Here is a 26,822-nt window from a genome sequence, read left to right on the forward strand (position 1 = left end):
CGCGGCCCGTCAGCTCTGCTTCTCGAAGGGGCTCGGGAAGGGGAAGTAGTGCTCCAGGAACCCGTGCATCCGCACGCTGACCTGCTCCCGCTCCTCCGGCGGCACGTCGACGTCGTTGAGGCAGAAGAAGTCGAAGCGGCGGTTGCGGCGCAGGTCGGCCAGGCGGCGCTCGGCGTCCGGCCGGCTGATGTTCACGTACCGGAAGCTGAACTTGCCGGGCACACCGCGGCCGGTCATCAGCGCGTACTGGTACAGCAGCGGTGCCGTCATGGCGATGTCCTGCGGCGAGCGGAACCGGGACGCGGTGGTGCGCCGGATGTCCTCCGGGAACAGCGCCTCCAGCGTCTCCAGCGTGCCGCGCTGCTGCGGCAGCGGGGTGTGCATGAAGTTGTTCGTCGTCATCCGCCCGAACCTCTCCAGCAGCAGCCGGCGCACGTTCTTGCTGGCGGAGTTGGTCGCCGTCTCCTCGGCGTGCGGCTTGCCGATGCCGATCTTGAGCGGGGACACCGGGATCTTCATCAGGCCGCTGCCGAAGAAGAAGTGCTCCGGGGTGACCCGGCGGCCGACGAAGACGTCGTCGTTGAAGTAGAGGTAGTGCTCGGACAGGCCCGGGATGTGGTGCAGCCGGGTCTCGATCGCGTGCGAGTTGAAGACGGGCAGCGCGTCCGCCGGGAAGATATCGCGGTGGTCGACGACGGTGATCCCGGGGGCGGTGTCGTCGAGCCAGTGCGGCTTCTGGCCGTCGGTCACGATGTAGATGTGCCGGACGAAGTCGGCGTACATCGCGAGCGAGCGCAGCGAGTACTTCAGCTCGTCGTGGCTGGTGTAGCGGGAGGCGTTGGTCTCCTTGTCCAGGATCTCGGCGATGCCGTTCTCCTGGTGGCGGGCCCGCTTGGCCCGCATCGCCGGCTCCTCGCCGTCCACCCAGGTGTAGACGACGTCGACCGGGAAGGTCACCTGGTTCACCGTCGGCAGGGTGAGCGGGGCGAAGCTCGGCAGCTCCCGCTCGCCGACCCGCACGGTGACCGGCTTCTGCTCGCTCGCCGGCAGCACGTCCGTGATCCCGTTGTTGCGGGGCGTGACGAGCGACTCGGCGAAGATGTCGGCGGACGCCTGCGGCTGCACCTTGGCCAGCCGCCGTGGTCCGTCGGCGGAGGCGAGCAGCTCCGCCCCGTCCTCCCAGAACTCGACGTCACAGGCCAGCTCCGGGCCGGCGAGCAGCTGGCCGGCGGGGCCGAGGTGGTTCTCGCCGACGCGCAGCACGGGGGCCGTACGCAGAGCGGCCGGCAGCACGCCGTCCAGGAACAGCGCGGGGTGCTTGAGCTGGCCGCCGGGCAGCGGCCGGCCGATGAACACCGCCGTGCCCGCGTGCCGCGCCTCCAGCGCGGTGAGGAACCGCTCCCGGTCGACGGCGTTCACACCGAGCGTGTAGCGCGTCCGGGAGGAGACCAGGAAGTAGGCGATGCCCTCCTGCTCCAGCGCGCCGACCACGAGGTCCAGGTTGGCGGCAGCCGCCTCGGCGGCGCTGAACCGGTCCACCACCCGGCCGTAGAACTGCTGGCCGCGCACCGTCACCGGGCGCAGCACCGGATCCGTGACCGCCGCCCTGCGGCGCCGCCGCATGGTACGCAGCTGCCACACCCGCTCGGCGGCCTTCCGCTCGACCCGCGGTCGTATCCGCCGCGCAAAGGAACGCACGGTCACGTTCTGTGCTCCTCTTCCTGACGCCCCAAGCTTCCTGGCGATAACCAGACAGATGAATGTGGCGAAAGGTTGTAGAAGAGTTAACCCGCACTTGGCCAAGGGCAGGGCGGCGCCACAGCCGTCGCACGGCCCGGCGTGCTACGGCCCCCGCGCGCGGCGCGGCCCCCAGGGCCCTTAGGTAGGCTCAAGGCCATGGCCGACGCACCGTACAAGCTGATCCTCCTCCGCCACGGCGAGAGCGAGTGGAACGCGAAGAACCTGTTCACCGGCTGGGTGGACGTGAACCTGAACGAGAAGGGCGAGAAGGAGGCAGTCCGCGGTGGCGAGCTTCTGAAGGACGCCGATCTTCTCCCCGACGTGGTCCACACGTCCCTCCAGAAGCGCGCGATCCGCACGGCCCAGCTGGCCCTGGAGGCCGCGGACCGCCACTGGATCCCCGTCCACCGTTCGTGGCGCCTGAACGAGCGCCACTACGGCGCCCTGCAGGGCAAGGACAAGGCGGCGACGCTCGCCGAGTACGGCGAGGAGCAGTTCATGCTCTGGCGCCGCTCGTACGACACCCCGCCCCCGCCGCTGTCGGACGACTCCGAGTTCTCCCAGGCGCACGACGCGCGCTACGCGACGATCCCGCCGGAGCTGCGCCCGAACACCGAGTGCCTCAAGGACGTCGTCGTCCGCATGCTCCCGTACTGGTACGACGGCATCGTCCCCGACCTGCTGGCCGGCCGCACGGTCCTGGTCGCCGCCCACGGCAACAGCCTGCGCGCCCTGGTCAAGCACCTGGACGGCATCTCCGACGCGGACATCGCGGGCCTGAACATCCCGACGGGCATCCCGCTGTACTACGAGCTCGACGCCGACTTCAAGCCGGTGACGCCGGGCGGCAAGTACCTCGACCCCGAGGCGGCAGCGGCGGCGATCGAGGCGGTCAAGAACCAGGGCAAGAAGAAGTAACGCTTACCCTTTGAGCCCCCCACCTGCGTGTTTTACGCAGGCAGGGGGCTCTTTTGCGTCCTGGGGGCCGTGGACTGGGCGGCGCAACGTGCTTCCGACCCCTGCCTGGCGGCCGTACGTCGGTACATGCGGGCCCTGGTCTACTTCCGCGAGGGCGAGTACCGGATCGGCCAACGCCTCGTCGCCGCCGGGCACGACGTCATCCCGCAGGACGATCACTCCCGTGAGGCGCTCGCCGTCACCGGACAGCTGCACCTCGGCGGCTCCGTCATCGCCGCACGCGCCGAGGAACAACCGGCGGTCGAACAGCACATCAGCGAGGCCCGCCGGATCGCACAGTGCATCGGCGACTCCTCCGAGGTGCACTGGTTCAGCTTCGGTCCCGCCAACGTCGCCCTCCACCAGATGTCCGCCGCCGTCGAGATGTGCCAGTACGACGAGGCTCTGAAGCAGGCCCGGAACATCGAACTGCCTGTCCGGCTGCCCACTTCCCGCCGCGCCCACTTCCCAACAGCGCCTCGGACGGCTCAGCGGCTATCAGCCCACCTGGCTGGGCTTGAACGGGCCGGCCTGCTGCTCAACGGGTCGGCAGTGAGGGTCTCAGCTGCCGCAGGCATCTGGAGCGGCTGCGAGTTCCGAGCCAGCCCTGAGGTCGACTTCGGCGCATCGCCTCACCAGGCACCCGCGACAATCAGGAAATCTCGACTCTCGACTTCCGAAAAGGGCCTCGTTTTTGCGGTCACCTTGGTAGGAATTCACTCGTCTGCCGTATGAAGCTGTCGACGAGCGGCGAGTTGATTGGATGGGTTTATTCGGGCCGGAAGTAGCATCCGTTCCGGCCAGTTCGGATGATTTTCCTCAGGAGGGCAAGTGCGCGGGGTTTTTGATAGATGCAGGCGTGCTGGAATGGCGAAAAGGAAAAGTCGTACCGCTGCCCTGCTCGCCTCGGCAGTGGTCGTGTTCGCCGGGGCCGGGGCCGCCGCGGCCCAGGACCCGGACCCCATCGCGGGGCTCCTGGGAGGCGTCCTTTCCCCTCAGTACTGCGCCGTCGGCCAGGTCGGTGCCGCGAACACGGTGCAGGGCACCCAGGAGAACGACTGCCATCAGACCTCGGCGAGCGGGGGGCTCGTAGGCCCCATTCTTTCTCCGCAGTATTGTGTTCCCGGGCAGGTAGGTGCCGCCAACACGGTCCAGGGCGACCAGAAAAACCACTGCCACCAGAACTCGACACACACGCCCGGGCCGACGCCCAGGCCGACTCCGCCTCCGACAACCCCGCCTCCGACAACTCCGCCTCCGACAACTCCGCCTCCGACAACTCCGCCTCCGACAACTCCGCCTCCGACGCCGACCGCCGTGCCGATCTACAATTCGATTCCAGATGTGCTGCCAGGGAATGTGTCGTCCCAGGGTTTTCAGGCGCAGCGCACGAGCGAGTTCGGTGATGAAGTTCAGTTCGGCGGCACCGAGCGCGAGCTGGCTTCCATGGAAGTCGTGATGTCGAGCTGGGCCTGCGAGAGCGGCAGCATGACCACCTGCACGACCACGCCGGGTGCCACGTTCACCCACCCCATCACGATGAACATCTACGCGGTGGACGACTCCGGAACCACCCCGGCGCCGGGTGCCCTGCTGGCCTCCAGGACCGAGAACAGCAGCATCCCGTTCCGCCCGTCGGCCGACAACACCAACTGCACCGGCGGCAGGTGGTTCAACACCGCCAACAGCACCTGCTACAACGGCTTCGCCTTCCGGCTGAAGTTCGACTTCCCCGCCGGCACCACCCTGCCCGAGAGGGTCATCTGGACGGTGGCGTTCAACACGACGAACGCCGGAGCGAACCCCATCGGCACCGATGCACCCTGCTACAGCACCCCGACCGGCTGCCCCTACGACAGCCTGAACGTCGGAGCGCAGACTTTCCCCGGCGCGCCGTACCAGGGCATCGACGTCGACCCGGACGCCGTATTCCAAAACTCCACGGACCCGGCGGCCTACTGCGACGGCGGTGCCGGCGGCACCGGCGTCCTCAGGTTCGACTCCCCCTGCTGGACCGCCAACAAGCCGCTCGGCAAGATCACAGCGGTCTGAGAACGAACCGACTCTCCGGATCCCGTGCAGGGCAATACCTGCGCCGAAGCCCCGCCGGATGACTCGCACTGGCCGGTGACCACCACACGATGGTCACCGGCCGACTGTTTTCTGCAGTGCGTATGTCAGTCGTGCCCTGGGTGGACCCTGGCATCGTCGAGTTGACATCGATTCAGCCCCGTTCACGGCCGTTCAGAGCGGGCCACGCGCCAGGCCCGTCTCACCGGCGAACCGCCCATGAACGCAGGTGAACGCCCCTGCACACCGCTCCGCAGCCCACCACCACACTTGGAAAGCGGGCGCCCTCAACGCCTGATGGTCCTTGAGTACGCGATGATTTGGTATGGCCCCTGAACCTAGCGATACTCCGTCGATGACCACTCACGTAAGCGCGGTGACCGACGGCACCACCAGTACCTTCACGTGGGAGGAGGACGCGCGTATCGAGGTCCGCAACCTAGGTGGAGAGATCGTCATTCAGGCCAACGCGGCCGGGCTTAAGACCCTGGCCGGCCACCTCCTCACACTGGCCCAGGACGGCACACCTGATGGCGCTCATCTCCATCTGGAGGAGAGCAATGGACTCGAAGCGGGCTCCGTAAGCCTGGTCTTGGAGAGGTGCGAGGACGAATGACTCGTGCCAGACGCGTGTCGGATCGGGCGGGGAGGCACGGGGAACAGCGGGGAACCCACTGAACCGCCCACCAGGCGTCTGCGTGCCTTTGCCCAAGTCAGGTCCGGAGCAAGTCCCCAGATGCCCTTGGCTTCCCAAGCCGGTGTCTCCGACAGTCGCTCGCACTCGCGTCTTGCTCTTCACCGTTGAGGGAGATCGCTCAGCGTGGCGCCCCCCCTGGCCCAGCCCTGCCACGGCACTCCTTGATCAGGCTGCAGCACAGGTCACCGCCGTGGCTGGGGCCCTAGCTGTTCTGCACCGGCACGGCATCCCGCCAGATGGTGATGTTCAGGGTGACGTACTGGCTGGCACTGGTGCTGGGTGACTGGCCCTCGAACGTCACGAGGGCGATGAGGCCGTCCTGGGTGGTCGCGCAGAGCTGCCTGCCCTTGGAAAGCCGACTCACGGAGATCTCCTGGGGGAGATAGCGGGTGTCCTGCTTGCAGGTGTCCAGGGAGCCCTGTGCGCCCTGGTCGAGCAGGACGAGCTTGGTGTTGTAGTGGCCGAAGTCGCAGTCTGCGTTGCCGTCACACGTGAAGTACAGGTCGTCGTAGTTCGAATCGTGTGGCACCAGTGGCTGGTCGCTGAATTTCAGGTAGTAACCCTCGGGCAGGTTGACGTTCTTGTGGATTTCCGGCTCAGGGGCGCTGCCCGTGGACGACTCGCCCGAGGGGTGTGCGGGAGCGTTCGCCCCGCGGGAGGCGGTGGCGACGGGGCCGGTCCGCTTCGCGTCGTCGCCGGTACCGGATCCACCGTCCCGCCCGAGATGACCGACGAGAGCGGCAACGAGGACCACGACGGCTCCGGCAGCACAGCCGAGGACGATGCCGATCTTCCGGCGCCGCCCAGGCGGGGGGCCGGGTACGCCCGGCGCGACAGGCTGAGCAGGCCAAGCGGACCCGCCCGTCTGCGTCGGCCCGTACGCCGCTGCCGTCTGCGTCGGCGCATACGCCGGGGCCGCCTGCGCCGGGGCTTGCGGAGGGTGCTGGGGCATCGACGCCTGCGGGGCCGGTGCTCCGGCTGACACGGCCGTCGGAGGGTGGTGCATCCCGCCGGGCGCGGTCGCCGGAGGCTGCTGCGGTGCCGCAGGCCCGAGCACCGAAGACTGCTCGGGTGCCGCCGGTCCCGGCGACGGAGCGGCGTACTGCTGGGCGATGGCCGTGGTGAGGGCGCCGGGCAGCCAGTCCTCGGGACGGCGCAGCTGAGTGGCGTCGGACGCCGCACTGCACAGGGCGAGGACTTCACTGAGCGAAGGACGCGCGCCCGGATCCTTCGCCAGACAGCGGCGGACGAGTTCGTCCAGTTCGGCGGGCAGTCCGGCGAGTTCCGGATCCTCGTGGACGATCCGGTAGAGGACCGCGTGGGACGGCCCGTCCCCGTGGGCGGACCTGCCCAGCGCGGCGAAGGCGGCGACCTGCCCGAGGGCGAACACATCGGACTGCGGCCCCACAGTGCGGCCCGCCGCCTGCTCCGGCGACATGAAGGCAGGGGTACCGATGGTGACGCCGCTGCCGGTCAGCGCGGTGGTGTCGGCGGCGCGGGCGATGCCGAAGTCGATGACGCGGGGGCCGTCGGCGGCGAGCAGCACGTTGGACGGCTTCAGGTCGCGGTGCACGATGCCGGCACCATGCACCACTTGCAGTGCCTCGGCGACACCGGCGGTGAGCAGCAACACGGTGGGGGCGGGCAGCGGCCCGTGCTCGGCGACGGCGGAGGCCAGCGTGGGCCCGGACACGTAGGCGGTCGCCAGCCAGGGCTGCGGCCCCTCCGTGTCACTGTCGATCACCGGTGCCGTGTACAGGCCCTGCACCCGCTCGGCCGCCCGTACTTCCTGCGCGAACCGCCGCCGGAACTCCGGGTCCTCGGCGAGCTCGGGCCGGATCACCTTGAGCGCCACGGGTCGTCCGCCCGGGGTATGCGAGAGATACACCTTGCCCATGCCGCCCGCACCGAGCCGGGCAGTCAGCCGATACCCGCCAACACTCAGCGGATCGTCAACCCCCAGTGGTTGAAAGACCCCTTGAGCAGATCTGCCTGCACCGTTCATCGATCCCCCGAAACGCCCGTCACTCAGCAGCGCCAGAAGCTTAACGCGGAGCACAAGCCCGACCCGGGGCGAAGAAGCAAGCCGTCCCGCGCAAGGCCCCTGCCTGCGGTGCAGCCGCTGGTGGGGCCTTCGTGGTGGGTGCGGTGGGCGGGGAGTGGTGGTGTCGGCCCGCTCGCAGGCGTGTTCTGGTTGCCCGGCGCGTGCAACCCTGCTGTTCTGAGCGTGTCGTGGATGTGGACATGGGGGGCGGCATGGCGGCGGTGCGGTGGGTCGTGGCGGTGGTGGCCTCGGTGGTGGCGTTCGTCGTCGTCGCGGTGCCATGGGCGGTGCTGTCCAAGGGCGGGGATGATCCCTGGGACGTCATCGGCCCGGTCGCGGGAGTGGTCGCGGCCGGTGTGCTGGCCGCTCTGGGGTGGTGGGCCTCGCAGGCCGGTGCGTCCGGCAGCGGCGGGCAGCCGACGCGCCGGGTGCGGCAGGCGGCGCGTGCGAAGCGCAATGTGCGGCAGACCGCCGGCAGTCACGGCATGCCCGCGTGGCCGGGGCGGCGCACGCTGCGGGAGAGCATCCGGCAGAAGGCGCGCGGCGGGGGAGACGTCGACCAGGTCGCCGGCGACCGCTCCTGACGGCGCCAGGGGGGATCCGGTGACATCGGGACGGCGGCAGACCCAGCAGAGCGCCCGTGCGGGCAGAGACGTCACGCAGATAGCGGCCGACGTGCACATTCAGGCGCCACCCGCACGGGAGCCGGAGGTGTCCTGGCCGGTGTGGGTGGGCAACGTCCCCAAACTCGCGGCCGCGTTCCAACCGCGTGCGGCTGCCCAGGCGGCCCTTCAGCACGCCCGCGACGAGCAGGGGGCGGGCGGGCCGGTGCTGTCCCAGGTCCTGTCGGGGGACGGCGGAGTCGGCAAGAGCCAGCTCGTCGCCGCACTGGCGCGGGAACTGCGCGACCGGGACCGCGGGCCGGGCGGCGGGCTGGACCTGCTCGTGTGGATCAGCGCCACGGACCCCGACCAGATCATCACCGGTTACGCCAGGGCCGCCGAGCAGTTGCGTCTCCCGGTCGGCGGCAGCGGAGACGACACCAGCGCCGCGCGTGCCTTCCTGGCCTGGCTTTCGGTCACCGATCGGCGCTGGCTGGTGGTGCTCGACGACATCACCGACCCGGTGACCGTCGATCCGTGGTGGCCGGACGGTCATCCCCGTAACGGCCGGGTCCTGGCCACCACCAGACGCAGGGACGCCCTGCTGAGCGGTCAGGGCCGCCGCCTGGTCCATCTCGACCTCTACACCCCCGCCGAGGCCACGGCCTACCTGCACCGCCGCCTGTCCGACGCCGGCTGTGCCCAGCTGTTCGAGGACGGTGCGGCAGGCGAACTGTGCCAAGCGCTGGGCCTGTTGCCGCTCGCGCTCGGCCATGCCGCCGCCTACGTGATCAACAAGCGGTGCGACACCGGTACGTACCTCAGCCGCTTCCGCGCCACCGGCAGTAGACTCGCCGACCTGCTCCCGCCCGAGGCGGACACCGAGGGCTACGGCCGGCCCGTCACCACCGCGCTGTTGCTCTCCCTCGATGCCGTCCAGGCCGCCGACGCCACTCAACTGGCCCGGCTCCTGCTGCAGTTCATCGCGCTGATGGACCCGCTCGGCCACCCCGCGGACCTGTGGACGACCCCACCGGTGCGAGAGCACCTGCGCACCTCACGCCAACCCCGCCGCCGCTGGCTGCGCCGACGGCAGCGGACCATCACCGAGCAGGACATCCACTCCGCGCTCGACTGCCTGCGCACCTACGCGCTCATCGCGCAGGACAGCATGCACGCACCGATGCGCATGCACGCCCTGACCGCACGGGCCATACGCGAGACGATCCCACCCCAAGCGCTGCCCGCGATCGCCCGCACCGCCGGCGATGCGGTCCTCAGCCTGTGGCCCGACCTCGACCACGAGGACCGCGACCTGTCGGCGGCCCTGCGCTCGAACACCATGGCGCTGGAGCAGCACACCTACCCCCTGCTGTGGCAGCCCACCACGCATGAGTGCCTGTACCGGGTCAGCAGCAGTCTGACAGCGGTGGGCCTGTACGAACAGGCCGTCGAATACAACCAGAGGCTTGTCCAGCACAGCACCGACAGCAAGGGCCCGGACCACCCCCACACCCTCAGTGTCCGCAACGACCTGGCCAACTCCTACCGAGCCGCCGGACGCACCTCGGAGGCCCGAGAACTGCATGAACGGGTGCTGGCCGACTGCGAGCGTCTGCTGGGCCCGGACCACCCCGACACCCTCAGCGCCCGCAACAACGTGGCCGTCTCCTACCGAGCCGCCGGACGCTCCCAGGAGGCTCTCGAACTCCAGGAGCGGGTGCTGGCCGACCGCGAGCGTCTGCTGGGCCCGGAGCATCCCGACACCCTCAGCGCCCGCCACAACCTGGCCATCTCCTACAGCGACGCCGGGCGTACCCATGAGGCCCTCGGACTGCACGAGTGGGTGCTGGCCGACCGCGAGCGTCTGCTGGGCCCGGAGCATCCCGACACCCTGACCGCCCGCAGCGTTCTGGCCGTCTCCTACGGCGACGCCGGGCGCATCCAGGATGCTCTCGAGCTGGAGGAGCGGGTGCTGGCCGACCGGGAACGGCTGCTGGGCCCGGAGCATCCCGACACCCTGACCGCCCGTAACAATCTCGCCGTCTCCTACAGCGACGCCGGGCGCATCCAGGATGCTCTCGAGCTGGAGGAGCGGGTGCTGGCCGACCGGGAACGGCTGCTGGGCCCGGACCACCCCGACACCCTCACCACGCGTAACAACCTCGCCGTCTCCTACCGAGCCGCTGGACGTCCCCAGGAGGCCCTCGAACTTCGTGAGCGGGTGCTGGCCGACTATGAGCGGCTGTTCGGCCCGGAGCATCCCGACACCCTGACCGCCCGTAACAACCTCGCCGTCTCCTACCGAGTCGCCGGGCGCATCGAGGATGCCCTCGAACTCCAGGAGCGGGTGCTGGCCGACCGGGAACGGCTGCTGGGCCCGGACCACCCCGACACCCTGAAGGCCCGTAGCAACCTGGCCATTTCCTACGGTGATGACGGACGTCCCCGGGAGGCCCTCGAACTTCGTGAGCGGGTGCTGGCCGACTATGAGCGGCTGTTCGGCCCTGACCATCCCGACACTCTCAGCGCCCGCGGCAACCTGGCCCTCTCCTACAGTCACGCCGGGCGCATCGAGGATGCTCTCGAACTGGAGGAGCGGGTGCTGGCCGACTCTGAGCGGCTGTTCGGCCCTGACCATCCCGACACTCTCAGCGCCCGCGGCAACCTGGCCATCTCCTACGGCGACGCCGGGCGCATCGAAGATGCTCTCGAACTGGAGGAACGGGTGCTGGCCAACTATGAGCGGCTGCTCGGCCCGGACCATCCCGACACGCTCACGGCCCGTAACAACCTGGCGGTTTCCTATGGCATTGCCGGACGCTCCCAGGAGGCCCTCGACCTGCATGAGCGGGTGCTGGCCGCCCGCGAGCGCGTGCTCGGCCCGGACCACCCCGACACCCTCGCCTCCCGCAGCGTGGTTGCTTACGCCCGCACCGCCGTGGAAGCCGTACAGCAACCGAGTACGGCAACCACGGCGACCACTGAAACACACGACCCGGCCCCATCGGCCGAAAGCGGCTGAGCCGGACCGGCTGCGCGTCGGCGGGGTGGTTTTCTACGCTGGGTGCGACCCAGCAGCGTAGGTCGGGGGGATCACATGAGCGCTGAGATCGTGCGGTTGGCCCGGGAAGCGGGCCCGTGCCCGACGGCGGCGGTCGGCGCGTGCGGGGCGGCGGTGCGCGGGAGCGCCTCCCGTGCGAGAGCCGTCGCCGCGAGAAGCATCCGCGTCGCCGGCACCGGGGACGACCCGACGATCCACCCATGACCGAGCAGGCCCGAACCGCGGGCGGCGGCCCGCAGGCCGAGGGTTCCCGGACGATGGCGATCGGCGGCAATGTCGGGGTGGCCGTCACCGGGGACGCCGCCCGGGTGGTGACCCTGCCGGCCGAGGCGGTGCGCTGGGCGCAGGAGGTCGACGCGCCGCCCTGGGCCGGGAGTCTGCCGGGATCGGCGTCCGGGGTGTTCGTCGGCCGGGACCAGGACCTGGACCAGGTGCATGCCCTGCTGAGCACCGCAGTGTCCCGTCGGGACGCCGGTGGTGGAGTGGTGGTCACCCAGGCCGGCGCGGTGCACGGACTGGGCGGGGTGGGCAAGTCCACGCTGGCCATGCACTACGCGCACCGGTTCCGCGCGGAGTACGGCCTGGTGTGGTGGGTCACCGCGGACACACCGGAAGCGATCGTGTCCGGGCTGGCCGCCCTCGCGTTGCGGCTGTGCCCGCAGTGGGCGGGCACGGCCGGAGTGGACGAGCAGGCCGCGTGGGCGGTCACGTGGCTGGGGTGGCACTCGGGCTGGCTGCTGATCTTCGACAACGTCGAGGACCCCGCCCACCTGCACCCGTACCTCGGCGCACTGACCGGCGGGCACGTCCTGGCCACCAGTCGCCGGGCCACCGGCTGGCACAAGATCGGCCCGGCGATGCCGCTGGGCCTGCTGGAGCCCCGGGCGGCGGCGAACCTGTTGTGCCGGCTGGCGTTCAACGGCCGGGAACCGACCGCCGAGGAGTACGGGCAGGCGGAAGCGCTCGCGCGGGAGCTGGGCTTCCTGCCGCTGGCGCTCGAACAGGCAGGGGCGTATGCCTACGAGACGGGGACCGACCTCGGCACGTACCGGCGGTCCCTGGGGCTGATGCTGGACGCGACAGCGACCGGCACCGATCCGGAACGCACGATCGCCCGCATCTGGGACCACACCCTCACGGCCGTCGAGGACCGGGACCCGCTCGCGGCGCAGCTGCTGTACGCGATGGCGTGGCTGGCCCCCGACGACATCCCCAGGGCCCTGCTCGCCCCCCTCGCCCCGGACCACATCACGTTGAACAGGGCGCTGGGGGTGCTGCACGCCTACAACATGGTCGCCTTCACCGGCCCGCAGGGCATCGGCGTCCACCGCCTGGTCCAGAGCGTCCTGCGCACCCGCCGCGGCACCAGCCAGGACGGCGCGCCAAGGGGCCGGCGGGAGGCGGAGCAGGCCGTCCAGCACGCGCTCGGCCAGGAAGAGAAGGCGCAGGCCGCGCCCTCGGGGCTGTGGGAATGGCTGCTGCCCCATGTCCTGGCGCTCATGGAGTCCACGCCCTCCGGCCACGTCACCTCGTCCGGCATGACCGAGACGTACGACGCCGCCGCACGGCATCTCGCCCGCCAGGGACGCGATGCGCAGACCACCGGCCTCCGCAGGGCCGTCCTCGCCCAGCTGGTGCGGGACCTCGGCGACGTCCATCCCGACACCCTGATCACCCGGCACAACCTCGCCGTCGCCTGCCGGGAGGCGGGAGATCTGGACGGGGCGATCTCGCTGTTCGAGGCCACCCTCGACCAAAGCGTGCGGGTGTTCGGCGACGACCACCCGCACACGCTGAGCACCCGGAACGAACTCGCCCGCTCCTACCGGGTGGCCGGGGATCTCCGGCGGGCCATCCCGCTGTACGAGACCACCGTCGCCCAGCAGGTGCGGGTACTGGGCGACACCCATCCCGACACGCTGGTCACGCGCCACAACCTCGCCTACGCCTGCCGGGAGGCGGGGGACCTGGAGCGGGCGATCTCGCTGTTCGAGGCCACCCTCGGCCAGCGCGTGCAGGTGGTGGGCGACACCCATCCGTCCACCCTGGTCACCTGCAACCAACTCGCCCTCACCTACCAGGAGGCGGGGCAGCTGGAGCGGGCGGTCTCGCTGTTCGAGGCCACCCTCGCGCAGCAGGTGCGGGTACTGGGCGACACCCATCCCGACACGCTGATCACCCGGCACAACCTCGCCTACACCCACCAGGACGCGGGCGATGTGGGCCGGGCGATCTCGCTGTACCGGACGACCCTCGGCCAGCAGGTGCGGGCCCTGGGCGGCACGCACCCGCACACCCTGATCACCCGGCACAACCTCGCCTCCGCCTACCAGGACGCGGGGGACCTGGAGCAGGCGATCGCGCTGTACGAGGCCACGCTCACCCAGCAGCTGGAGACCCTGGGCAGCACGCACCCCGACACCCTGGTCACCCGCCACAGCCTCGCCCACGCCCGCCGGCAGGCGACGGGACCGTGAACGGAAAGTCCCGTCCCCAACCGGCGCCCCGGTCCCGGCGCCGATCCCCGGGAAAACGCACCGTTACTTCCCCCAGCCTGGGAACTCGGTAGCCGGATCGGATCCATGAGGTCCGGCTGGAGCGGGGGCCGGACGGAATGCTGGTGGATCATGTCGACTGAGCCGTGTCCCGTGGCGGGGGTGATGAAATGCCGCCCGAGGAGTCCGGATCGCCGGCCGGCGGTGGTGTGCCGCCCGACGTCGAGGTCCGGCTGCGCGTGAGAGAGACGCTGGCTGCTGCCGCGCGCGGCGCCGACGACGCGCAGGCGGTGCCCGGCGCGCTGTGCGCGGCGTGCGTACGGCTGCTGCCGGTCACCGGTTCCTCGGTGTCGATCTCCGGTGGCAAGGGCGTGCGCGTCACGTGGTGTGCCAGCGACCGGGTCGCCGCCCGGCTGGCCGAGCTCCAGTACACCGTCGGCGACGGCCCCTGCCAGACCGCCCTCGACCAGGGCGCCCCCGTCATCGCGGCCGATCTGACCCGGGGTCCCGACGTCCGCCGCTGGCCGATCTTCGCGCACGAGGCGGTGGGCCTCGGCGTCCGCGCGGTGTTCTCGCTGCCGCTCGGCGTCGGCGGTGCCGCGATCGGCACGCTCGACCTGTACAGCGACCAGGCGGGCGGGCTCGCCGAGCCGGATCTGCGGACCGCGCTGTGGGTGCGGGACGCGGTCACGTACTCGCTGATGAACCTCCAGGCCGCCGTCACCGGCGTCGGCCGGGGCGCCGCGGACTCCGGTGCGGACACGGAGAACGAACTGGCGTCCTGGGTGGCGGCGTCCGAGGCCGACCACACCGAGGTCTACCAGGCGGTCGGCATGGTGATGGTGCAGCTGGACGTCGACCCCGAACAGGCCCTGGACCGGCTGCGGGCCCGCGCCTACGCCGACGGGCGCACGGTCAGTCAGGCGGCCCGGGAGGTCCTGGCCCGCAAGCTGAGCTTCCGGTCGGAGTCGTACGGCGGCGGCCTCGAAGGTCTCGCCGGTGAGGACGGACGGGACGCCGGTGACGAGGGCAGGGGCGGTGACCGGTGACGGGGTGTGCACGGCGACGCGCCGAGGCGCTCTCCGGGCCGGCCGACTCGGCACCGACCGTGGCTGGGACGGGCGACTCGGCACCGACTGTGGCTGGGCCGACTCGGCACCGACCATGGCTGGGCCCGGCCGACCCGGTACCGACCGTGGACCCGGACGGCGCCCCTCGTCCTGCGGCGCTGCCGGCGTCCCCTCCGGTCAGACCTGCAGCGGTACCGGATGCACCTCGTCGGCGCGGTGTCCGGCGCGCTCGTGGATGCGCTGGACGGCGTCGGCAGAAGGGGCCTCGGAGAGGCAGTAGACGATGCCGGACTCCGGGTCCGCCCAGGCGCGCTCGAAGTGCACGGCCTCGTCCGCCTCGATGGCGAGGTCGGCCCGGTGCGCCTCCATCAGCTGATCGGCCGTGATGCCCTGCATTCCGCGGTGTATGTCCATGAACTTGGCCATGGCCACACCTCCTTTCCCACCTGTCACGTCCATGCTGCGCCCGGTCGGCGGGATGGGCATCCGGTACGGCGAAGGGCCGGCGTGAACCTTGTTCACTCCGGCCCCGGGCTGTCGTTCAGCCGCACTGGCAGGGGTTGCCCGACTGGCACCCGCAGCCGCAGCCCGAGCCGCAGCCGCACGCGCCGAACAACGGGAGGCTCCTGATCTCGGCGGGCTGGTCGGTCTCGCGCTCCTGCGTGGGGTCCGGCGTGGTGCTGGGGGATTCGGCCATGGGTCCCTCCTAGACGCTGGGGCAGGGGTGCCCTCGCCCATTCCATGCCCGCTTCGCCGGGCGCATCAACGGCGCACGGAGGCGCCGGGCCGGCAAGCCCCGGGCGCCCCGGACGCGTTACGCGCCCTCGACGCCCGTCACCGGCTGGATGTCCGACTGGAGCTCGTCGGCGTGCTCGCCGGTGACCAGGTAGACGACGCGCTTGGCGACGGCCACGGCGTGGTCGGCGTACCGCTCGTAGTAGCGGCCGAGCAGGGTGACGTCGACGGCCGTCTCGATGCCGTGCTTCCAGCGCTCGTCGATCAGGTGCTGGAAGAGGGTGCGGTGGAGCAGGTCCATCTCGTCGTCGTCCTGCTCCAGCTGGAGGGCCAGGTCGACGTCCTTGGTGATGATCACCTCGGCGGCCTTGGCCATCAGGCGCTGCGCGAGCTGGCCCATCTCCAGGATGGTGGCGTGCAGGTCGTTGGGGACCGCGCGCTGGGGGAAGCGCAGCCGGGCCAGCTTCGCCACGTGCTGGGCGAGGTCGCCGGAGCGCTCCAGGTCGGCGGACATGCGCAGGGAGGTGACGACTATCCGCAGGTCGGTCGCCACCGGCTGCTGCCGGGCGAGCAGGGCTATCGCCCGGGCCTCCAGGTCGTGCTGGAGTTCGTCGACCTTCTGGTCGGCCTCGATCACGTTCTCGGCCAGCTTGAGATCGGCGTCGAGCATGGCGGTCGTGGCGCGCCCGATCGCCGACCCGACCAGCCGGGCCATCTCCACCAGTCCGTCGCCGATCGAGTCCAGTTCCTCGTGGTACGCGTCCCGCATCTTCGGTTCCCTCTCGTGCGTCGTCGTTCGGGGGGTTCCGGGGCCGTCACGGCAGGCGTGCGCCCCTGGCGAAACCGGCGGTACGAACCCCACGCTCTCAACGTGTGCCCTGTACGCGTCTGTTTCCGCCACCCCAAATGAACCGGTACTGGCTCCAAGGTGAACTCTGGGCGACGAGTGTTCGAGGTCGCACCTTGACGGCTGTGGGTATGTCGTACCCCATGCCTAACCTGGAGGCATGGACGTGAACGCGGCGGTCGCCGCAGCGGCAGCGATCGCCGGGGTGCTCACCGGTGTCATCGCCATGCTGGCGTTCCGCTGGAGCGAACGCGACCAGAAGCGACCGACCAGGACTTCCTTGCACACTGATCCCGTACTCCCGCCCGGCGTGGACACCGTGCTCTCGGTGCTGCGCTCCTCCGCCGTCGTCCTCGACGAGGCCGACGGCGTGGTCAAGGCCAGCTCCGCCGCCTACGCCCTCGGGCTGGTCCGCGGCGGCAAGCTCGCCGTCGAGCCGATGCTCCAGATGGCCCGTGACACCAGACGGGACGGGGAGATACGCCAGGTCGAGCTGGATCTGCCCCGGCGCGGCACCGGACGCGGCGAGGCTCTCGCCGTCTCCGCACGCGTGGCCCCGCTCGGCTCCCGCCTGGTCCTGCTGCTGGTCGAGGACCTGACGGAGGCCCGCAGGATCGAGGCGGTACGACGCGACTTCGTGGCCAATGTGAGCCACGAGCTGAAGACGCCCGTCGGCGCGCTCTCCCTGCTCTCCGAGGCTGTCATGGACGCCTCCGACGACCCGGAGGCCGTGCAGCGCTTCGCCGGCCGGATGCAGATCGAGGCGACCCGGCTGACCAACCTGGTCCAGGAGCTGATCGACCTCTCCCGGGTGCAGAACGACGACCCGCTGGAGGACGCCGAACCCGTCCGGGTGGACGAGCTCGTCGCCGAGGCCATCGACCGGTGCCGCCACCAGGCGGGCACCAAGCAGATCACGATCGCCGCGGGTGGTACGGCGGACCTGCACGTGAGGGGCAACCGGGGCCAGCTGGCCGCCGCCCTCGGCAACCTGGTCGAGAACGCCGTGAACTACTCCCCGGCCCGCACCCGCGTCGGCATCGCCGCCCGCCGGGTCTCCGCGCCCGGCGGCGACATGATCGAGCTGGCCGTGACGGACCAGGGCATCGGCATCTCCGACAAGGACAAGGAGCGCATCTTCGAGCGCTTCTACCGTGTCGATCCGGCGCGCTCCCGGCAGACCGGAGGCACCGGTCTGGGTCTCGCGATCGTCAAGCACGTGGTCGCCTCGCACGGCGGGGAGGTCACGGTCTGGAGCGCCGAAGGCCAGGGCTCCACGTTCACCCTCAGGCTGCCGGAGGCGGGCGCGGCCCGCGACCGCGCGCAACAGCACCCCGACCTCGACGACGAGGCCGGGCACTCCGACTCATCCCCGTACGAACCGCTTCCCGCCCCGGAGGTCCTTCCGTGACCCGAGTGCTCGTCGTCGAGGACGAGGAGTCCTTCTCCGACGCCCTGTCGTACATGCTCCGCAAGGAGGGCTTCGAGGTGGCCGTGGCGGCCACCGGCCCCGACGGCCTCGACGAGTTCGAGCGCAACGGCGCCGACCTCGTCCTGCTCGACCTGATGCTGCCGGGTCTGCCCGGCACCGAGGTGTGCCGCCAGCTGCGCGGCCGTTCGAACGTCCCCGTGATCATGGTGACCGCGAAGGACAGCGAGATCGACAAGGTCGTCGGGCTCGAAATAGGAGCCGACGACTACGTCACCAAGCCGTTCTCGTCCCGCGAGCTGGTGGCCCGTATCCGTGCCGTCCTGCGCCGCCGCGGTGAGCCGGAGGAGGTCACCCCGGCCGCTCTGGAGGCGGGCCCGGTCCGCATGGACGTCGACCGCCACGTGGTGACGGTGTCGGGCTCGAAGGTCGACCTCCCCCTCAAGGAGTTCGACCTCCTGGAGATGCTCCTGCGCAACGCCGGCCGCGTCCTGACCCGCATGCAGCTCATCGACCGCGTCTGGGGCGCCGACTACGTGGGCGACACCAAGACCCTCGACGTCCACGTCAAGCGCCTGCGCGCCAAGATCGAGCCTGACCCGGGAGCGCCGCGGTACCTGGTGACGGTGCGGGGGCTGGGTTACAAGTTCGAGCCGTAGGCCGGGGCCGGTCTCGGCCGCCGGACGGAGTCCGGCGCAGCACTCCGAAGCCTGCGCAGCGGTGCGAGGGGTGCGTCGAGGATGGTGCTCGAGCCTGACCCGGGAGCGCCGCGGTACCTGGTGACGGTGCGGGGGCTGGGTTACAAGTTCGAGCCGTAGGCCGGGGCCGGTCTCGGCCGCCGTAGGCCGCGCCGCCGGTTCCGTGGGCCGGGTTCACGACGAAGGGCGGCACCCCGTGCGGGGTGCCGCCCTCGTGCGTACGGCTGGTCAGTGGCCGGCGGCCGACTGGGAGGCCGAGTCGCTCGGGGTGACGGCCGTCCCGGTGGCCGAGGACGACGGGCTCGCCTTGTCGCCCTGCGCCGGCTTGCCGCTGCTGGACGCGTCGGCGCCCGGGGCGCCGGAGGCGGACGCCGAGGCCGAGGCGGAGGCGGACGGGATCTCGGTCGGGCCCCACTTGTCGAAGTAGCTGGTGGCCGGGACCACGAAGGCGCGCAGGCTCACCTTGCCGGTCTTGCTGAAGGTGAAGGTGATCTTCTGGGCGTTGCCGTCCTGGACGGCCTCACGGCCGCTGGGCAGCACCGCGGAGGCGTTGTCCTTGCCGCCGATGACCAGCGAGCCGCCGGCCGGAACGGTCAGCTTCTGCCCCTTGGCGGGCTTCAGCTCGGCGGAGTCGCCACTGCCCTCCACGGTGACCGACTGGAGGGTCTGGTCGCTGCGGCCGGTGTTGAACAGGGTCGCGGAGATCGCCGCGGGACCCGTCGACTTCAGGTCGGGCTGGGTGATGACCACGGCGTTCTGGATCTTGATGTCTCCGACGCTGGTCGCCGCGTTGTCCGGCTTGATCTCCAGGGTCTGCGAGTTGTTGCCGGCGCCACAGGCGGCGAGCGAGGCGATCGAGAAGACGATGGCGGAGGCGGCGAGGGCGCCGCGTCGAAGGCTGCTGCTCACGGCGGCGGCAACTCCTTGAACGCGCGGGCGGCTCCCCTTATAAAGCCACCCTAAGTGTCTGTCAGCGGCCTCAGGTTACCGAGCCGTTCCCGCGCGCCCGCACCCGACCCTCCCCCGAGCCCCGGTCTTCCCTCCAGGTGGGGGTACCGGGCCCGGCCCGGAAGTGACTCCGCGGTCACATTGCGGAGCCTCGTCCGTCATTCACATAACGCGCCGGTGAGCCCTCTCGACGCCACCCGCGAAATTTCCGTGAAGGAATGTGCGGCCCTCCCTAAAATTGATCACGGGGCACCCGTCCGGTCGCCGTTGATCAATTCCGGATTCGTCTCACATCCGCCTCCGGTCACCGAACGGAGTAGCGGAAGTCGCACGCGCGGGGCCGGACAAATCCGGACGTTACGCCACTTGGAGCGGCCTCCCGAGGTGTGTAACGTACCTGTTTCACCCCGCCCGAAGAGCCCCTCCGACCTGCGAATACCCGCTTCCCGGGACGCTCCGCAGCACGTTCCGGTTGCTGTTGTCAAGCCCCGAGATATGCCCTGACCTGCGAAAACGCCATTCAGAACCCGCCGTTTCCGTGTTACCCTGGATAGCCACGGAAGGGGTACCTGTCACATGACGTTCAAGGTTGGCGACACCGTGGTCTATCCCCATCACGGGGCCGCGCTGATCGAGGCCATCGAAACTCGCCAGATCAAAGGCGTGGACAAGACCTACTTGGTGCTGAAGGTCGCCCAGGGTGACCTGACGGTACGTGTGCCAGCGGACAATGCGGAGTTCGTCGGCGTGCGTGATGTGGTCGGTCAGGATGGGCTGGACCGGGTCTTCGAGGTGCTGCGCGCGCCGTACGCCGAGGAGCCCACGAACTGGTCTCGCCGCTACAAGGCAAACCTGGAGAAGCTCGCCTCCGGCGATGTCATCAAGGTCGCGGAAGTCGTGCGTGACCTGTGGCGTCGCGAGCGCGAGCGTGGACTCTCCGCCGGCGAGAAGCGCATGCTCGCCAAGGCCCGCCAGATCCTGGTGAGCGAGCTGGCTCTCGCGGAGAACACGAACGAGGACAAGGCCGAGGCCCTGCTCGACGAGGTGCTCGCCTCCTGACGCGCAGCGGCAGCGAACGATCGCTTCCAGCACGCTCAGCACAGTGAAATGCCGCGGTGCCCGATGACACTCACCCTGTCGCCGGGCGCTGCGGCATGTTCGTCCCCGCAGCGGGGTCCTCTTCGGGGAACCGGTGACACAGCCCCCCCGATACTCGACGTGCCGGGCCCGGGCGGATGGCTCGACCAGGGTCACGGAAAGGGTCCGGTCAAGGCGTCGCGCCCGGCACTCCTCCAGGCCATACCCACGTAGGTCGAGCACACAAACCTGACAGGAACCGATGTCTGACGAATCGCGCCCTACGCCCGCGCAGACCCCCGTCGCCGCCGTGATTCCCGCCGCCGGCCGGGGCGTCCGCCTCGGTCCGGGCGCCCCCAAGGCGCTCCGCGCGCTGAACGGCACGCCCATGCTCATCCACGCGGTCCGCGCCCTCGCCGCGTCCCGCCATGTCTCGCTGGTGATCGTCGTGGCCCCGCCCGACGGCGCCGCCGAGGTCAAGTCCCTGCTCGACGCGCACGCGCTCCCCGACCGCACCGACTTCCTGGTCGTGCCCGGCGGCGAGTCCCGCCAGGAGTCGGTCCGGCTCGGCCTGGACGCCCTGCCGCCGGCGTACGACATCGTCCTCGTCCATGACGCGGCCCGCCCGCTCGTACCGGTCGACACGGTCGACGCGGTCGTCGAGGCCGTACGCGACGGCGCTCCCGCCGTGGTCCCGGTGCTCCCGCTGGCCGACACGGTCAAGGAGGTGGAGCCCGCCGCCGTGGCCGGCGACCCGGAGCCGGTCGTCGCCACGCCCGAGCGGGCCCGGCTGCGTGCCGTCCAGACCCCGCAGGGCTTCGACCGCGCGACCCTGGTCCGCGCCCACGAGACCGTCACCGAGAACGTCACCGACGACGCCAGCATGGTGGAGCAGCTGGGCCTGACGGTCGTGGCCGTACCCGGGCACGAGGAGGCGTTCAAGGTCACCCGCCCCCTGGACCTGGTCCTGGCCGAGGCGGTCCTGGCCCGCAGGAGGCTGAACGATGGGTTCTGAGGCCGGCTTCGTGCTCCCGCAGGTCGGCATCGGCACCGACATCCACGCCTTCGAGGAGGGCCGCGAGCTGTGGTGCGCGGGCCTGAGATGGGAGGGGGAAGGGCCCGGACTGGCCGGCCACTCCGACGCGGACGTCGTCGCGCACGCGGCCTGCAACGCCCTGTTCTCCGCCGCCGGCCTGGGTGACCTGGGGCAGCACTTCGGCACCGGGCGCCCCGAGTGGTCCGGCGCCTCCGGGGTCACCCTGCTCACCGAGGCCGCGCGGATCGTGCGCGCGGCCGGCTTCACCGTCGGCAACATCGCGGTCCAGGTCGTCGGCCCCCGCCCTAAGATCGGCAAGCGGCGGGACGAGGCCCAGAAGATCCTCTCCGAGGCGGCCGGCGCCCCCGTGTCGGTCTCCGGCGCGACGACCGACGGGCTCGGCTTCCCGGGCCGCGAGGAGGGGCTGATGGCGGTGGCCACGGCACTCGTGGTGCGGGTGAGCTGAGGGCGTGCGAGGGTACCCACACGACCACCAGTGATCCCTGGACTCCGGAGGGTGCCCATGTCCGCCGTACTGTCCGACCGTCTGAAGTCCGTGCTCGACGGCAGGGTGTTCATCGTCCTCGGCACCGTCCAGCCCGACGGCAGCCCGCAGATGTCCCCGGTATGGGTGAAACGCGACGGCGACGACCTTCTCGTCTCCACGACGATCGACCGGCGCAAGTACCGGAACCTGGACCGCGAGCCCCGGGTGACGGTCGTCGTCATCAACCCCGACGAACCGTACGAGTACGCCGAGATCCGCGGCACCGCCGAGATGACGACGGAGGGCGGCCGGGAGCTCATCGACCAACTCAGCCGCAAGTACACCGGCAAGGACTACGCCGACTTCAACCCCGCGTCCGCCCAGGACGCCCAGCGGGTGGTCGTACGGATCCGGCCGCGGAAGGTCGTCGGGCGGCTGTGAGGCGGCTTCCTCCCAGGAAAGGCGCATGGCACTGTCCGGCGCCCACTACCCTGGAGTGGTGACTATTCGCCTGTACGACACCAGCGCCCGGCAGATCCGTGACTTCACCCCGGTCAAGCCGGGCTGTGTCTCGATCTACCTGTGTGGCGCCACCGTGCAGGCGGCCCCGCACATCGGCCACATCCGCTCGGGCCTCAACTTCGACATCATGCGCCGCTGGTTCGAGTACCGCGGCTACGAGGTGACGTTCGTCCGCAACGTCACCGACATCGACGACAAGATCATCAGCAAGAGCCGCGAACAGAACCGGCCGTGGTGGTCGATCGGGTACGAGAACGAGCGCGCCTTCAACGACGGTTACGACGCCCTCGGCTGCCTGCCGCCGACGTACGAGCCGCGCGCCACCGGCCATGTCACCGAGATGGTCGAGATGATGCAGGGCCTGATCGAGCGCGGGCACGCCTACGAGGCCGACGGCAACGTCTATTTCGACGTGCGCTCCTTCCCCGGCTACCTCCAGCTGTCGCGGCAGGAGCTCGACAACCTCCAGCAGCCCTCGGGCACCGGCGAGACCGGCAAGCGGGACCCGCGCGACTTCGCCCTGTGGAAGTCCGCCAAGCCGGGGGAGCCGACCTGGCCGACCCCGTGGGGCCCGGGCCGCCCCGGCTGGCACCTGGAGTGCTCGGCGATGGCCCACAAGTACCTGGGCAGCGCCTTCGACATCCACGGCGGCGGCCTGGACCTGATCTTCCCGCACCACGAGAACGAGATCGCCCAGGCCAAGGCGTACGGCGACGACTTCGCCCAGTACTGGGTACACAACGCCTGGGTCACCATGGCCGGCGACAAGATGTCCAAGTCGCTCGGCAACAGCGTCCTGGTCGGCCACATGGTCAAGCAGTGGCGCCCGATCGTGCTGCGCTACTACCTGGGCACCCCGCACTACCGCTCGATGATCGAGTACAGCGAGGACGCGCTGCGCGAGGCCGAGTCCGCGTTCGCGCGGATCGAGGGCTTCGTCCAGCGGGTCACCGAGCTGGCCGGGAAGACCGTCGAACCGTCCGCCGAGGTCCCGCCCGCTTTCGCCGAGGCGATGGACGACGACCTGGGCGTCCCGCAGGCCCTCGCCGTCGTGCACACCACCGTCCGGCAGGGCAACAGCGCGCTGGCCGCCGACGACAAGGAGGCCGCCGTGGCCCGGCTCGCCGAGGTGCGGGCCATGCTCGGCGTCCTCGGTCTCGACCCGCTCGACCCGCACTGGGCCGACGAGAGCGGCGACCGCGGCGAGGACCTGCACGGCGTGGTCGACAGCCTCGTACGCCTCGTCCTCGACCAGCGCGAGTCCGCCCGTGTCCGCAAGGACTGGGCCACCGCCGACGCCATCCGTGATCAGCTCAAGCAGTCCGGGCTGGTCATCGAGGACAGCCCGCAGGGTCCGCGCTGGAGCCTCGGGTCGCGCTGAGCGCCGGCCCTTGATCGATTGTGCCGCCCGGCCCTCCGGGCGGCACACTGCATAGACGTACGCACACTTTCGCAGAGAACAGGTAGGTCATGGCCGCGAACAACCGCCGCATGTCCGGCAAGAAGGGCGCGCAGGTCGGCAGCGGCGGCAAGCGGCGCCGGGGCCTGGAGGGCAAGGGTCCGACCCCGCCCGCCGAGATGCGCAAGGGCCACGCCAAGCAGCGTGCCGCCGCTGCCAAGGCCCGCCGCGCCCAGGGCCGCACGCAGCAGCGCCGCGGGGGCGGCAGGTCCGCCTCCGAGCTCGTCGTCGGCCGTAACCCGGTGTTCGAGGCGCTCCGCGAGGGCGTGCCCGCCTCGACCCTGTACGTCCAGCAGTTCATCGACAACGACGAGCGCGTCCGCGAGGCCCTCCAGCTCGCCGCCGAGCGCGGCAACATCAACCTGATGGAGGCCCCGCGTCCCGAGCTGGACCGCATGACGAACGGCCTGAACCACCAGGGCCTGGTCCTGCAGGTCCCGCCGTACGAGTACGCGCACCCGGAGGACCTGCTCGACGCCGCGGCCGACGAGGGCGAGGACCCGCTGGTCGTCGCCCTGGACGGGGTCACCGACCCGCGCAACCTCGGCGCGGTCGTCCGCTCCGTCTCCGCCTTCGGCGGCCACGGCGTGGTCGTCCCCGAGCGCCGCTCGGCCGGCATGACCGCCGGCGCCTGGAAGACCTCCGCCGGTACGGCCGCCCGCACCCCGGTCGCCCGCGCCACCAACCTGACCCGGACCCTGGAGCTGTACAAGAAGGCCGGGGTCACGGTGGTCGGCCTGGCCGCGGACGGCGAGGTCGAACTCGGCGACCTGGAGGCCCTGGCGGGCCCGGTCGCCATCGTCGTGGGCAGCGAGGGTAAGGGCCTGTCCCGCCTGGTCGGCGAGACCTGCGACTTCCGGGTCCGGATCCCGATGCCGGGTGGCGCGGAGTCGCTGAACGCGGGTGTGGCCGCGGGGATCGTGCTGTACGAGGCGGCGCGCCGGCGGAGCTGAACACCCGTCCGGAACTTCACCCCTGCGGGGTAATTCGGGCGTCCATATGGCGTTCCGGGCGGCTTTGACGGGGTCCGGACACATCCGGCCGGTCAAAGCAGTGTCCTAACGCCACGTCACTCGGTTAGATGAGTGTGGACACCAGAACACCCCGCACACCCACGGGGGACCGCTCGTCGGGTTACGACGACGCTCCCGCGCTGAGCATGGTGAAGGTGCCGAGCGATCCGGCGCAGGTCATCGTCAACCACGCCAGCTTCCGCGTGCAGCTGGGCGCGGCGGCGAGTCGGACCCAATCCCCGCGTATCGCCCGGCACCTGAGCGCCGGCCAGGACGCCGCTCCCCGGATGCCCGTCGTGGGCACGGCGAGCCGGGCCGGCGCCACCGGCCGCCGCCGCCCCGTCGTGTGGAGCGGCAGGTCCGCCCCCGACGACACCGGCGCCCACCGGCTCCTCCAAGCCGTGCGGGGCAGCAGCGTCCGCCACGCCGACGAGGCCGAGGCCGGCGCCACCCAGGTCATCCCGCGCGTCCAGACGGGCTACGCCGACACCTACGACGACCTCGACCAGACCGTCGAGGCCCCCGTCGTCGGCCACCAGCGCACCCCCGCCTACGCCGACGGCACCCGTCTCCTGCCGCACATGCGCACGGCCACCGGGGCCTACGACGACCCCGCCTACCCGGACACCGACTACGCGCCGTACGACTCGTACCCGGCCGACACCGACACCGACACCGACAGCGACCTGGACGAGGACCACGCGCGCCCCGTCAGGCGCCAGGGCGACGACCTGGCCCGGCACGCCTACTACCCCGGCCGCCGGCTGAACCTCGGCGTCGTCCTGCTGCCCCTGCGCATCTTCCTCGGCTTCATCTCCATCTACGCCGGCATGGGCAAGCTGTGCGACCCCGTCTACTTCGACGGCGGCAAGCGCGGCTCCATGGTCAAGTGGCTCAACACCCTGCATCCCTGGGACGTGGCCGAGCCGCTGCGCCAGTTCGCCCTGCAGCATCCGGTCGGCTCCGGCCTGGTCATCGCCTTCCTCCAGGTCGTCGTCGGCGTGCTGACCATCCTGGGCTGCTGGCAGCGCGTGGCCGCGGTGGTCGGCGCCCTGCTCTCCGCCGCCCTGATCGTCACGGTCAGCTGGAAGACCGTCCCCGTCTACGACGCCCCGGACATCATCTACCTCGCCGCCTGGTCTCCGCTGATCATCGCCGGCGCCCCCGTCTACTCCATCGACGGCCGCCTCGCGGGCGGCGCCTGGCGCCGGCTCGGCCCCCGCGCCGACATCTGGGAGCTGCGCCACTACGTGCTGCGCCGCGGCGCGCTGATCACGTTCATCACGGTCGGCCTGACCCTGCTCATCGGCTCCCTGCTGGGCGGCGCGGTCCGCGACTCCAGCCGGGTGGTCGTCCCCGGCCCCGGCGAGGCCCCCCGCAACCAGCTCCCTGGCTCCCCGCTCCCACAGGAGCCCGGCAAGCGGCACAAGAGCACCCCGGCGGCCTCCGCCTCGCCGACGGGCGGCGCCACGGCCGGCGCGAGCCCCTCCGGGGCGGCCACGACCCCGGGTGCCAGCCGCAGCACCGCCGGCGCCACCACCACGACGCCCAGCCAGACCCAGGGCACCACGGGCCAGGTCCCGCCCCGCCAGTCGCCCCCGACGGGTGGCGCCCCGAGCACGACGGCGGGCCCCACCACCACGGGCGGCGGCACCACCACGGGCGGTACGTCCTCGACGGGCGGCACGACCAGCTCCGGCGGCGGCAGCTCCTCCTCCGGCCAGACGGACCTGGTGGGCGGCCTGCTGGGCTGACAGTGACCCGACGACAAGGGGCCCCGTACCGAGGGAAGGTACGGGGCCCTTTCGAGTGACGAGAAGTGAACCGGCCCG

The 26,822-nt window shown here is 70.9% G+C and carries 23 protein-coding genes; 17 read left to right on the forward strand and 6 right to left on the reverse strand.

What is annotated here, in order from left to right; all coding sequences use genetic code 11:
• Positions 1–9 precede the first annotated feature (9 nt).
• Positions 10–1,704, reverse strand: coding sequence for a stealth family protein (locus ACZ7DL_RS04335; protein WP_470771334.1), 1,695 nt, complete (start codon positions 1,702–1,704; stop codon positions 10–12).
• 192 nt (positions 1,705–1,896) lie between these two features.
• Here ACZ7DL_RS04335 and ACZ7DL_RS04340 point away from each other — a divergent pair, with 192 nt between their 5' ends.
• From ACZ7DL_RS04340 to ACZ7DL_RS04355, 4 genes are all read left to right on the forward strand, one after another.
• The gene (locus ACZ7DL_RS04340) at positions 1,897–2,658 is read left to right on the forward strand and encodes a phosphoglyceromutase (RefSeq protein ID WP_470771335.1); all 762 of its coding nucleotides are present in this window, start codon (positions 1,897–1,899) and stop codon (positions 2,656–2,658) included.
• 126 nt (positions 2,659–2,784) lie between these two features.
• Positions 2,785–3,432, forward strand: a complete 648-nt coding sequence (locus tag ACZ7DL_RS04345) for a hypothetical protein (protein ID WP_470771336.1) — start codon at positions 2,785–2,787, stop codon at positions 3,430–3,432.
• 723 nt (positions 3,433–4,155) lie between these two features.
• Complete coding sequence (locus tag ACZ7DL_RS04350; protein ID WP_470771337.1) at positions 4,156–4,749, forward strand: hypothetical protein; 594 nt, start codon at positions 4,156–4,158, stop codon at positions 4,747–4,749.
• Positions 4,750–5,122: 373 nt separating this feature from the next.
• Positions 5,123–5,383 carry an Imm32 family immunity protein gene (locus ACZ7DL_RS04355; protein ID WP_470771338.1) on the forward strand — a complete coding sequence of 87 codons (261 nt, stop codon included), beginning with the start codon at positions 5,123–5,125 and terminating at the stop codon, positions 5,381–5,383.
• Between the two features lie 283 nt (positions 5,384–5,666).
• Here the strand turns inward: ACZ7DL_RS04355 and ACZ7DL_RS04360 are convergent, their stop codons facing one another.
• Positions 5,667–7,469, reverse strand: a complete 1,803-nt coding sequence (locus tag ACZ7DL_RS04360) for a serine/threonine-protein kinase (protein ID WP_470771339.1) — start codon at positions 7,467–7,469, stop codon at positions 5,667–5,669.
• Between the two features lie 239 nt (positions 7,470–7,708).
• Between ACZ7DL_RS04360 and ACZ7DL_RS04365 the strand changes: the two genes are divergently transcribed.
• From ACZ7DL_RS04365 to ACZ7DL_RS04380, 4 genes are all read left to right on the forward strand, one after another.
• The gene (locus tag ACZ7DL_RS04365; protein WP_470771341.1) at positions 7,709–8,092 is read left to right on the forward strand and encodes a hypothetical protein; all 384 of its coding nucleotides are present in this window, start codon (positions 7,709–7,711) and stop codon (positions 8,090–8,092) included.
• Positions 8,093–8,111: 19 nt separating this feature from the next.
• The gene (gene fxsT, locus ACZ7DL_RS04370) at positions 8,112–11,135 is read left to right on the forward strand and encodes an FxSxx-COOH system tetratricopeptide repeat protein (protein ID WP_470771342.1); all 3,024 of its coding nucleotides are present in this window, start codon (positions 8,112–8,114) and stop codon (positions 11,133–11,135) included.
• A 239-nt stretch (positions 11,136–11,374) separates the two neighbouring features.
• Complete coding sequence (locus tag ACZ7DL_RS04375; protein WP_470771344.1) at positions 11,375–13,651, forward strand: tetratricopeptide repeat protein; 2,277 nt, start codon at positions 11,375–11,377, stop codon at positions 13,649–13,651.
• Positions 13,652–13,839: 188 nt separating this feature from the next.
• A complete protein-coding gene (locus ACZ7DL_RS04380) occupies positions 13,840–14,718 on the forward strand; it encodes a GAF and ANTAR domain-containing protein (RefSeq protein WP_470771345.1) in 879 nt (292 codons plus the stop codon).
• 198 nt (positions 14,719–14,916) lie between these two features.
• Here ACZ7DL_RS04380 and ACZ7DL_RS04385 read toward each other — a convergent pair whose 3' ends face one another.
• The 3 genes from ACZ7DL_RS04385 to phoU form a co-directional block, all read right to left on the reverse strand.
• A complete protein-coding gene (locus ACZ7DL_RS04385) occupies positions 14,917–15,165 on the reverse strand; it encodes an SCO4226 family nickel-binding protein (RefSeq protein ID WP_470771347.1) in 249 nt (82 codons plus the stop codon).
• 115 nt (positions 15,166–15,280) lie between these two features.
• Positions 15,281–15,436, reverse strand: coding sequence for a hypothetical protein (locus ACZ7DL_RS04390; protein WP_470771349.1), 156 nt, complete (start codon positions 15,434–15,436; stop codon positions 15,281–15,283).
• A gap of 117 nt (positions 15,437–15,553) precedes the next feature.
• Complete coding sequence (gene phoU / locus ACZ7DL_RS04395; protein ID WP_470771351.1) at positions 15,554–16,243, reverse strand: phosphate signaling complex protein PhoU; 690 nt, start codon at positions 16,241–16,243, stop codon at positions 15,554–15,556.
• Positions 16,244–16,481: 238 nt separating this feature from the next.
• Between phoU and phoR the strand changes: the two genes are divergently transcribed.
• Positions 16,482–17,732, forward strand: a complete 1,251-nt coding sequence (gene phoR / locus ACZ7DL_RS04400; RefSeq protein WP_470771352.1) for a two-component system sensor histidine kinase PhoR — start codon at positions 16,482–16,484, stop codon at positions 17,730–17,732.
• A 5-nt stretch (positions 17,733–17,737) separates the two neighbouring features.
• Positions 17,738–18,409 (forward strand): two-component system response regulator PhoP, encoded by a 672-nt coding sequence (phoP, locus tag ACZ7DL_RS04405; protein WP_018568744.1) that lies wholly within the window; start codon positions 17,738–17,740, stop codon positions 18,407–18,409.
• Positions 18,410–18,676: 267 nt separating this feature from the next.
• Here the strand turns inward: phoP and ACZ7DL_RS04410 are convergent, their stop codons facing one another.
• Complete coding sequence (locus ACZ7DL_RS04410) at positions 18,677–19,357, reverse strand: copper chaperone PCu(A)C domain-containing protein (protein ID WP_470771354.1); 681 nt, start codon at positions 19,355–19,357, stop codon at positions 18,677–18,679.
• A 615-nt stretch (positions 19,358–19,972) separates the two neighbouring features.
• Here ACZ7DL_RS04410 and ACZ7DL_RS04415 point away from each other — a divergent pair.
• The 7 genes from ACZ7DL_RS04415 to ACZ7DL_RS04445 all read left to right on the forward strand — a co-directional run bounded on the left by ACZ7DL_RS04415 (position 19,973) and on the right by ACZ7DL_RS04445 (position 26,744).
• Entirely contained in the window at positions 19,973–20,455 is a 483-nt protein-coding gene (locus ACZ7DL_RS04415) for a CarD family transcriptional regulator (RefSeq protein ID WP_003953493.1), read from the forward strand.
• A 280-nt stretch (positions 20,456–20,735) separates the two neighbouring features.
• Complete coding sequence (gene ispD / locus ACZ7DL_RS04420) at positions 20,736–21,488, forward strand: 2-C-methyl-D-erythritol 4-phosphate cytidylyltransferase (protein ID WP_470771355.1); 753 nt, start codon at positions 20,736–20,738, stop codon at positions 21,486–21,488.
• On the forward strand, positions 21,478–21,975 hold the full coding sequence (gene ispF / locus ACZ7DL_RS04425; RefSeq protein ID WP_470771357.1) for a 2-C-methyl-D-erythritol 2,4-cyclodiphosphate synthase: 498 nt from the start codon (positions 21,478–21,480) through the stop codon (positions 21,973–21,975). Before ispD ends, ispF begins: the two co-directional genes overlap by 11 nt.
• A 57-nt stretch (positions 21,976–22,032) precedes the next feature.
• Positions 22,033–22,437: a PPOX class F420-dependent oxidoreductase gene (locus tag ACZ7DL_RS04430; protein WP_470771358.1), complete on the forward strand. Its 405-nt coding sequence runs from the start codon at positions 22,033–22,035 to the stop codon at positions 22,435–22,437.
• Between the two features lie 58 nt (positions 22,438–22,495).
• Positions 22,496–23,899 (forward strand): cysteine--tRNA ligase, encoded by a 1,404-nt coding sequence (gene cysS, locus ACZ7DL_RS04435; RefSeq protein WP_470771359.1) that lies wholly within the window; start codon positions 22,496–22,498, stop codon positions 23,897–23,899.
• 89 nt (positions 23,900–23,988) lie between these two features.
• Entirely contained in the window at positions 23,989–24,930 is a 942-nt protein-coding gene (gene rlmB, locus ACZ7DL_RS04440) for a 23S rRNA (guanosine(2251)-2'-O)-methyltransferase RlmB (protein ID WP_470771360.1), read from the forward strand.
• A gap of 128 nt (positions 24,931–25,058) precedes the next feature.
• The gene (locus tag ACZ7DL_RS04445) at positions 25,059–26,744 is read left to right on the forward strand and encodes a DoxX family protein (RefSeq protein WP_470771361.1); all 1,686 of its coding nucleotides are present in this window, start codon (positions 25,059–25,061) and stop codon (positions 26,742–26,744) included.
• Positions 26,745–26,822 lie beyond the last annotated feature (78 nt).

Source organism: Streptomyces sp. NPDC036984 (genome assembly GCF_055607665.1).

Excerpts from the sequence above, each read along its gene's own strand:
- ACZ7DL_RS04340 (WP_470771335.1), top strand. The coding sequence starts at position 1,897 with ATGGCCGACGCACCGTACAAGCTGATCCTCCTCCGCCACGGCGAGAGC.
- ACZ7DL_RS04345 (WP_470771336.1), top strand. The coding sequence starts at position 2,785 with ATGCGGGCCCTGGTCTACTTCCGCGAGGGCGAGTACCGGATCGGCCAA.
- ACZ7DL_RS04350 (WP_470771337.1), top strand. The coding sequence starts at position 4,156 with ATGTCGAGCTGGGCCTGCGAGAGCGGCAGCATGACCACCTGCACGACC.
- ACZ7DL_RS04355 (WP_470771338.1), top strand. The coding sequence starts at position 5,123 with ATGACCACTCACGTAAGCGCGGTGACCGACGGCACCACCAGTACCTTC.
- ACZ7DL_RS04360 (WP_470771339.1), bottom strand. The coding sequence starts at position 7,469 with ATGAACGGTGCAGGCAGATCTGCTCAAGGGGTCTTTCAACCACTGGGG.
- ACZ7DL_RS04365 (WP_470771341.1), top strand. The coding sequence starts at position 7,709 with ATGGGGGGCGGCATGGCGGCGGTGCGGTGGGTCGTGGCGGTGGTGGCC.
- ACZ7DL_RS04375 (WP_470771344.1), top strand. The coding sequence starts at position 11,375 with ATGACCGAGCAGGCCCGAACCGCGGGCGGCGGCCCGCAGGCCGAGGGT.
- ACZ7DL_RS04380 (WP_470771345.1), top strand. The coding sequence starts at position 13,840 with ATGCCGCCCGAGGAGTCCGGATCGCCGGCCGGCGGTGGTGTGCCGCCC.
- ACZ7DL_RS04385 (WP_470771347.1), bottom strand. The coding sequence starts at position 15,165 with ATGGCCAAGTTCATGGACATACACCGCGGAATGCAGGGCATCACGGCC.
- ACZ7DL_RS04390 (WP_470771349.1), bottom strand. The coding sequence starts at position 15,436 with ATGGCCGAATCCCCCAGCACCACGCCGGACCCCACGCAGGAGCGCGAG.
- phoU (WP_470771351.1), bottom strand. The coding sequence starts at position 16,243 with ATGCGGGACGCGTACCACGAGGAACTGGACTCGATCGGCGACGGACTG.
- phoR (WP_470771352.1), top strand. The coding sequence starts at position 16,482 with ATGGACGTGAACGCGGCGGTCGCCGCAGCGGCAGCGATCGCCGGGGTG.
- ACZ7DL_RS04415 (WP_003953493.1), top strand. The coding sequence starts at position 19,973 with ATGACGTTCAAGGTTGGCGACACCGTGGTCTATCCCCATCACGGGGCC.
- ispD (WP_470771355.1), top strand. The coding sequence starts at position 20,736 with ATGTCTGACGAATCGCGCCCTACGCCCGCGCAGACCCCCGTCGCCGCC.
- ispF (WP_470771357.1), top strand. The coding sequence starts at position 21,478 with ATGGGTTCTGAGGCCGGCTTCGTGCTCCCGCAGGTCGGCATCGGCACC.
- ACZ7DL_RS04430 (WP_470771358.1), top strand. The coding sequence starts at position 22,033 with ATGTCCGCCGTACTGTCCGACCGTCTGAAGTCCGTGCTCGACGGCAGG.
- rlmB (WP_470771360.1), top strand. The coding sequence starts at position 23,989 with ATGGCCGCGAACAACCGCCGCATGTCCGGCAAGAAGGGCGCGCAGGTC.
- ACZ7DL_RS04445 (WP_470771361.1), top strand. The coding sequence starts at position 25,059 with ATGAGTGTGGACACCAGAACACCCCGCACACCCACGGGGGACCGCTCG.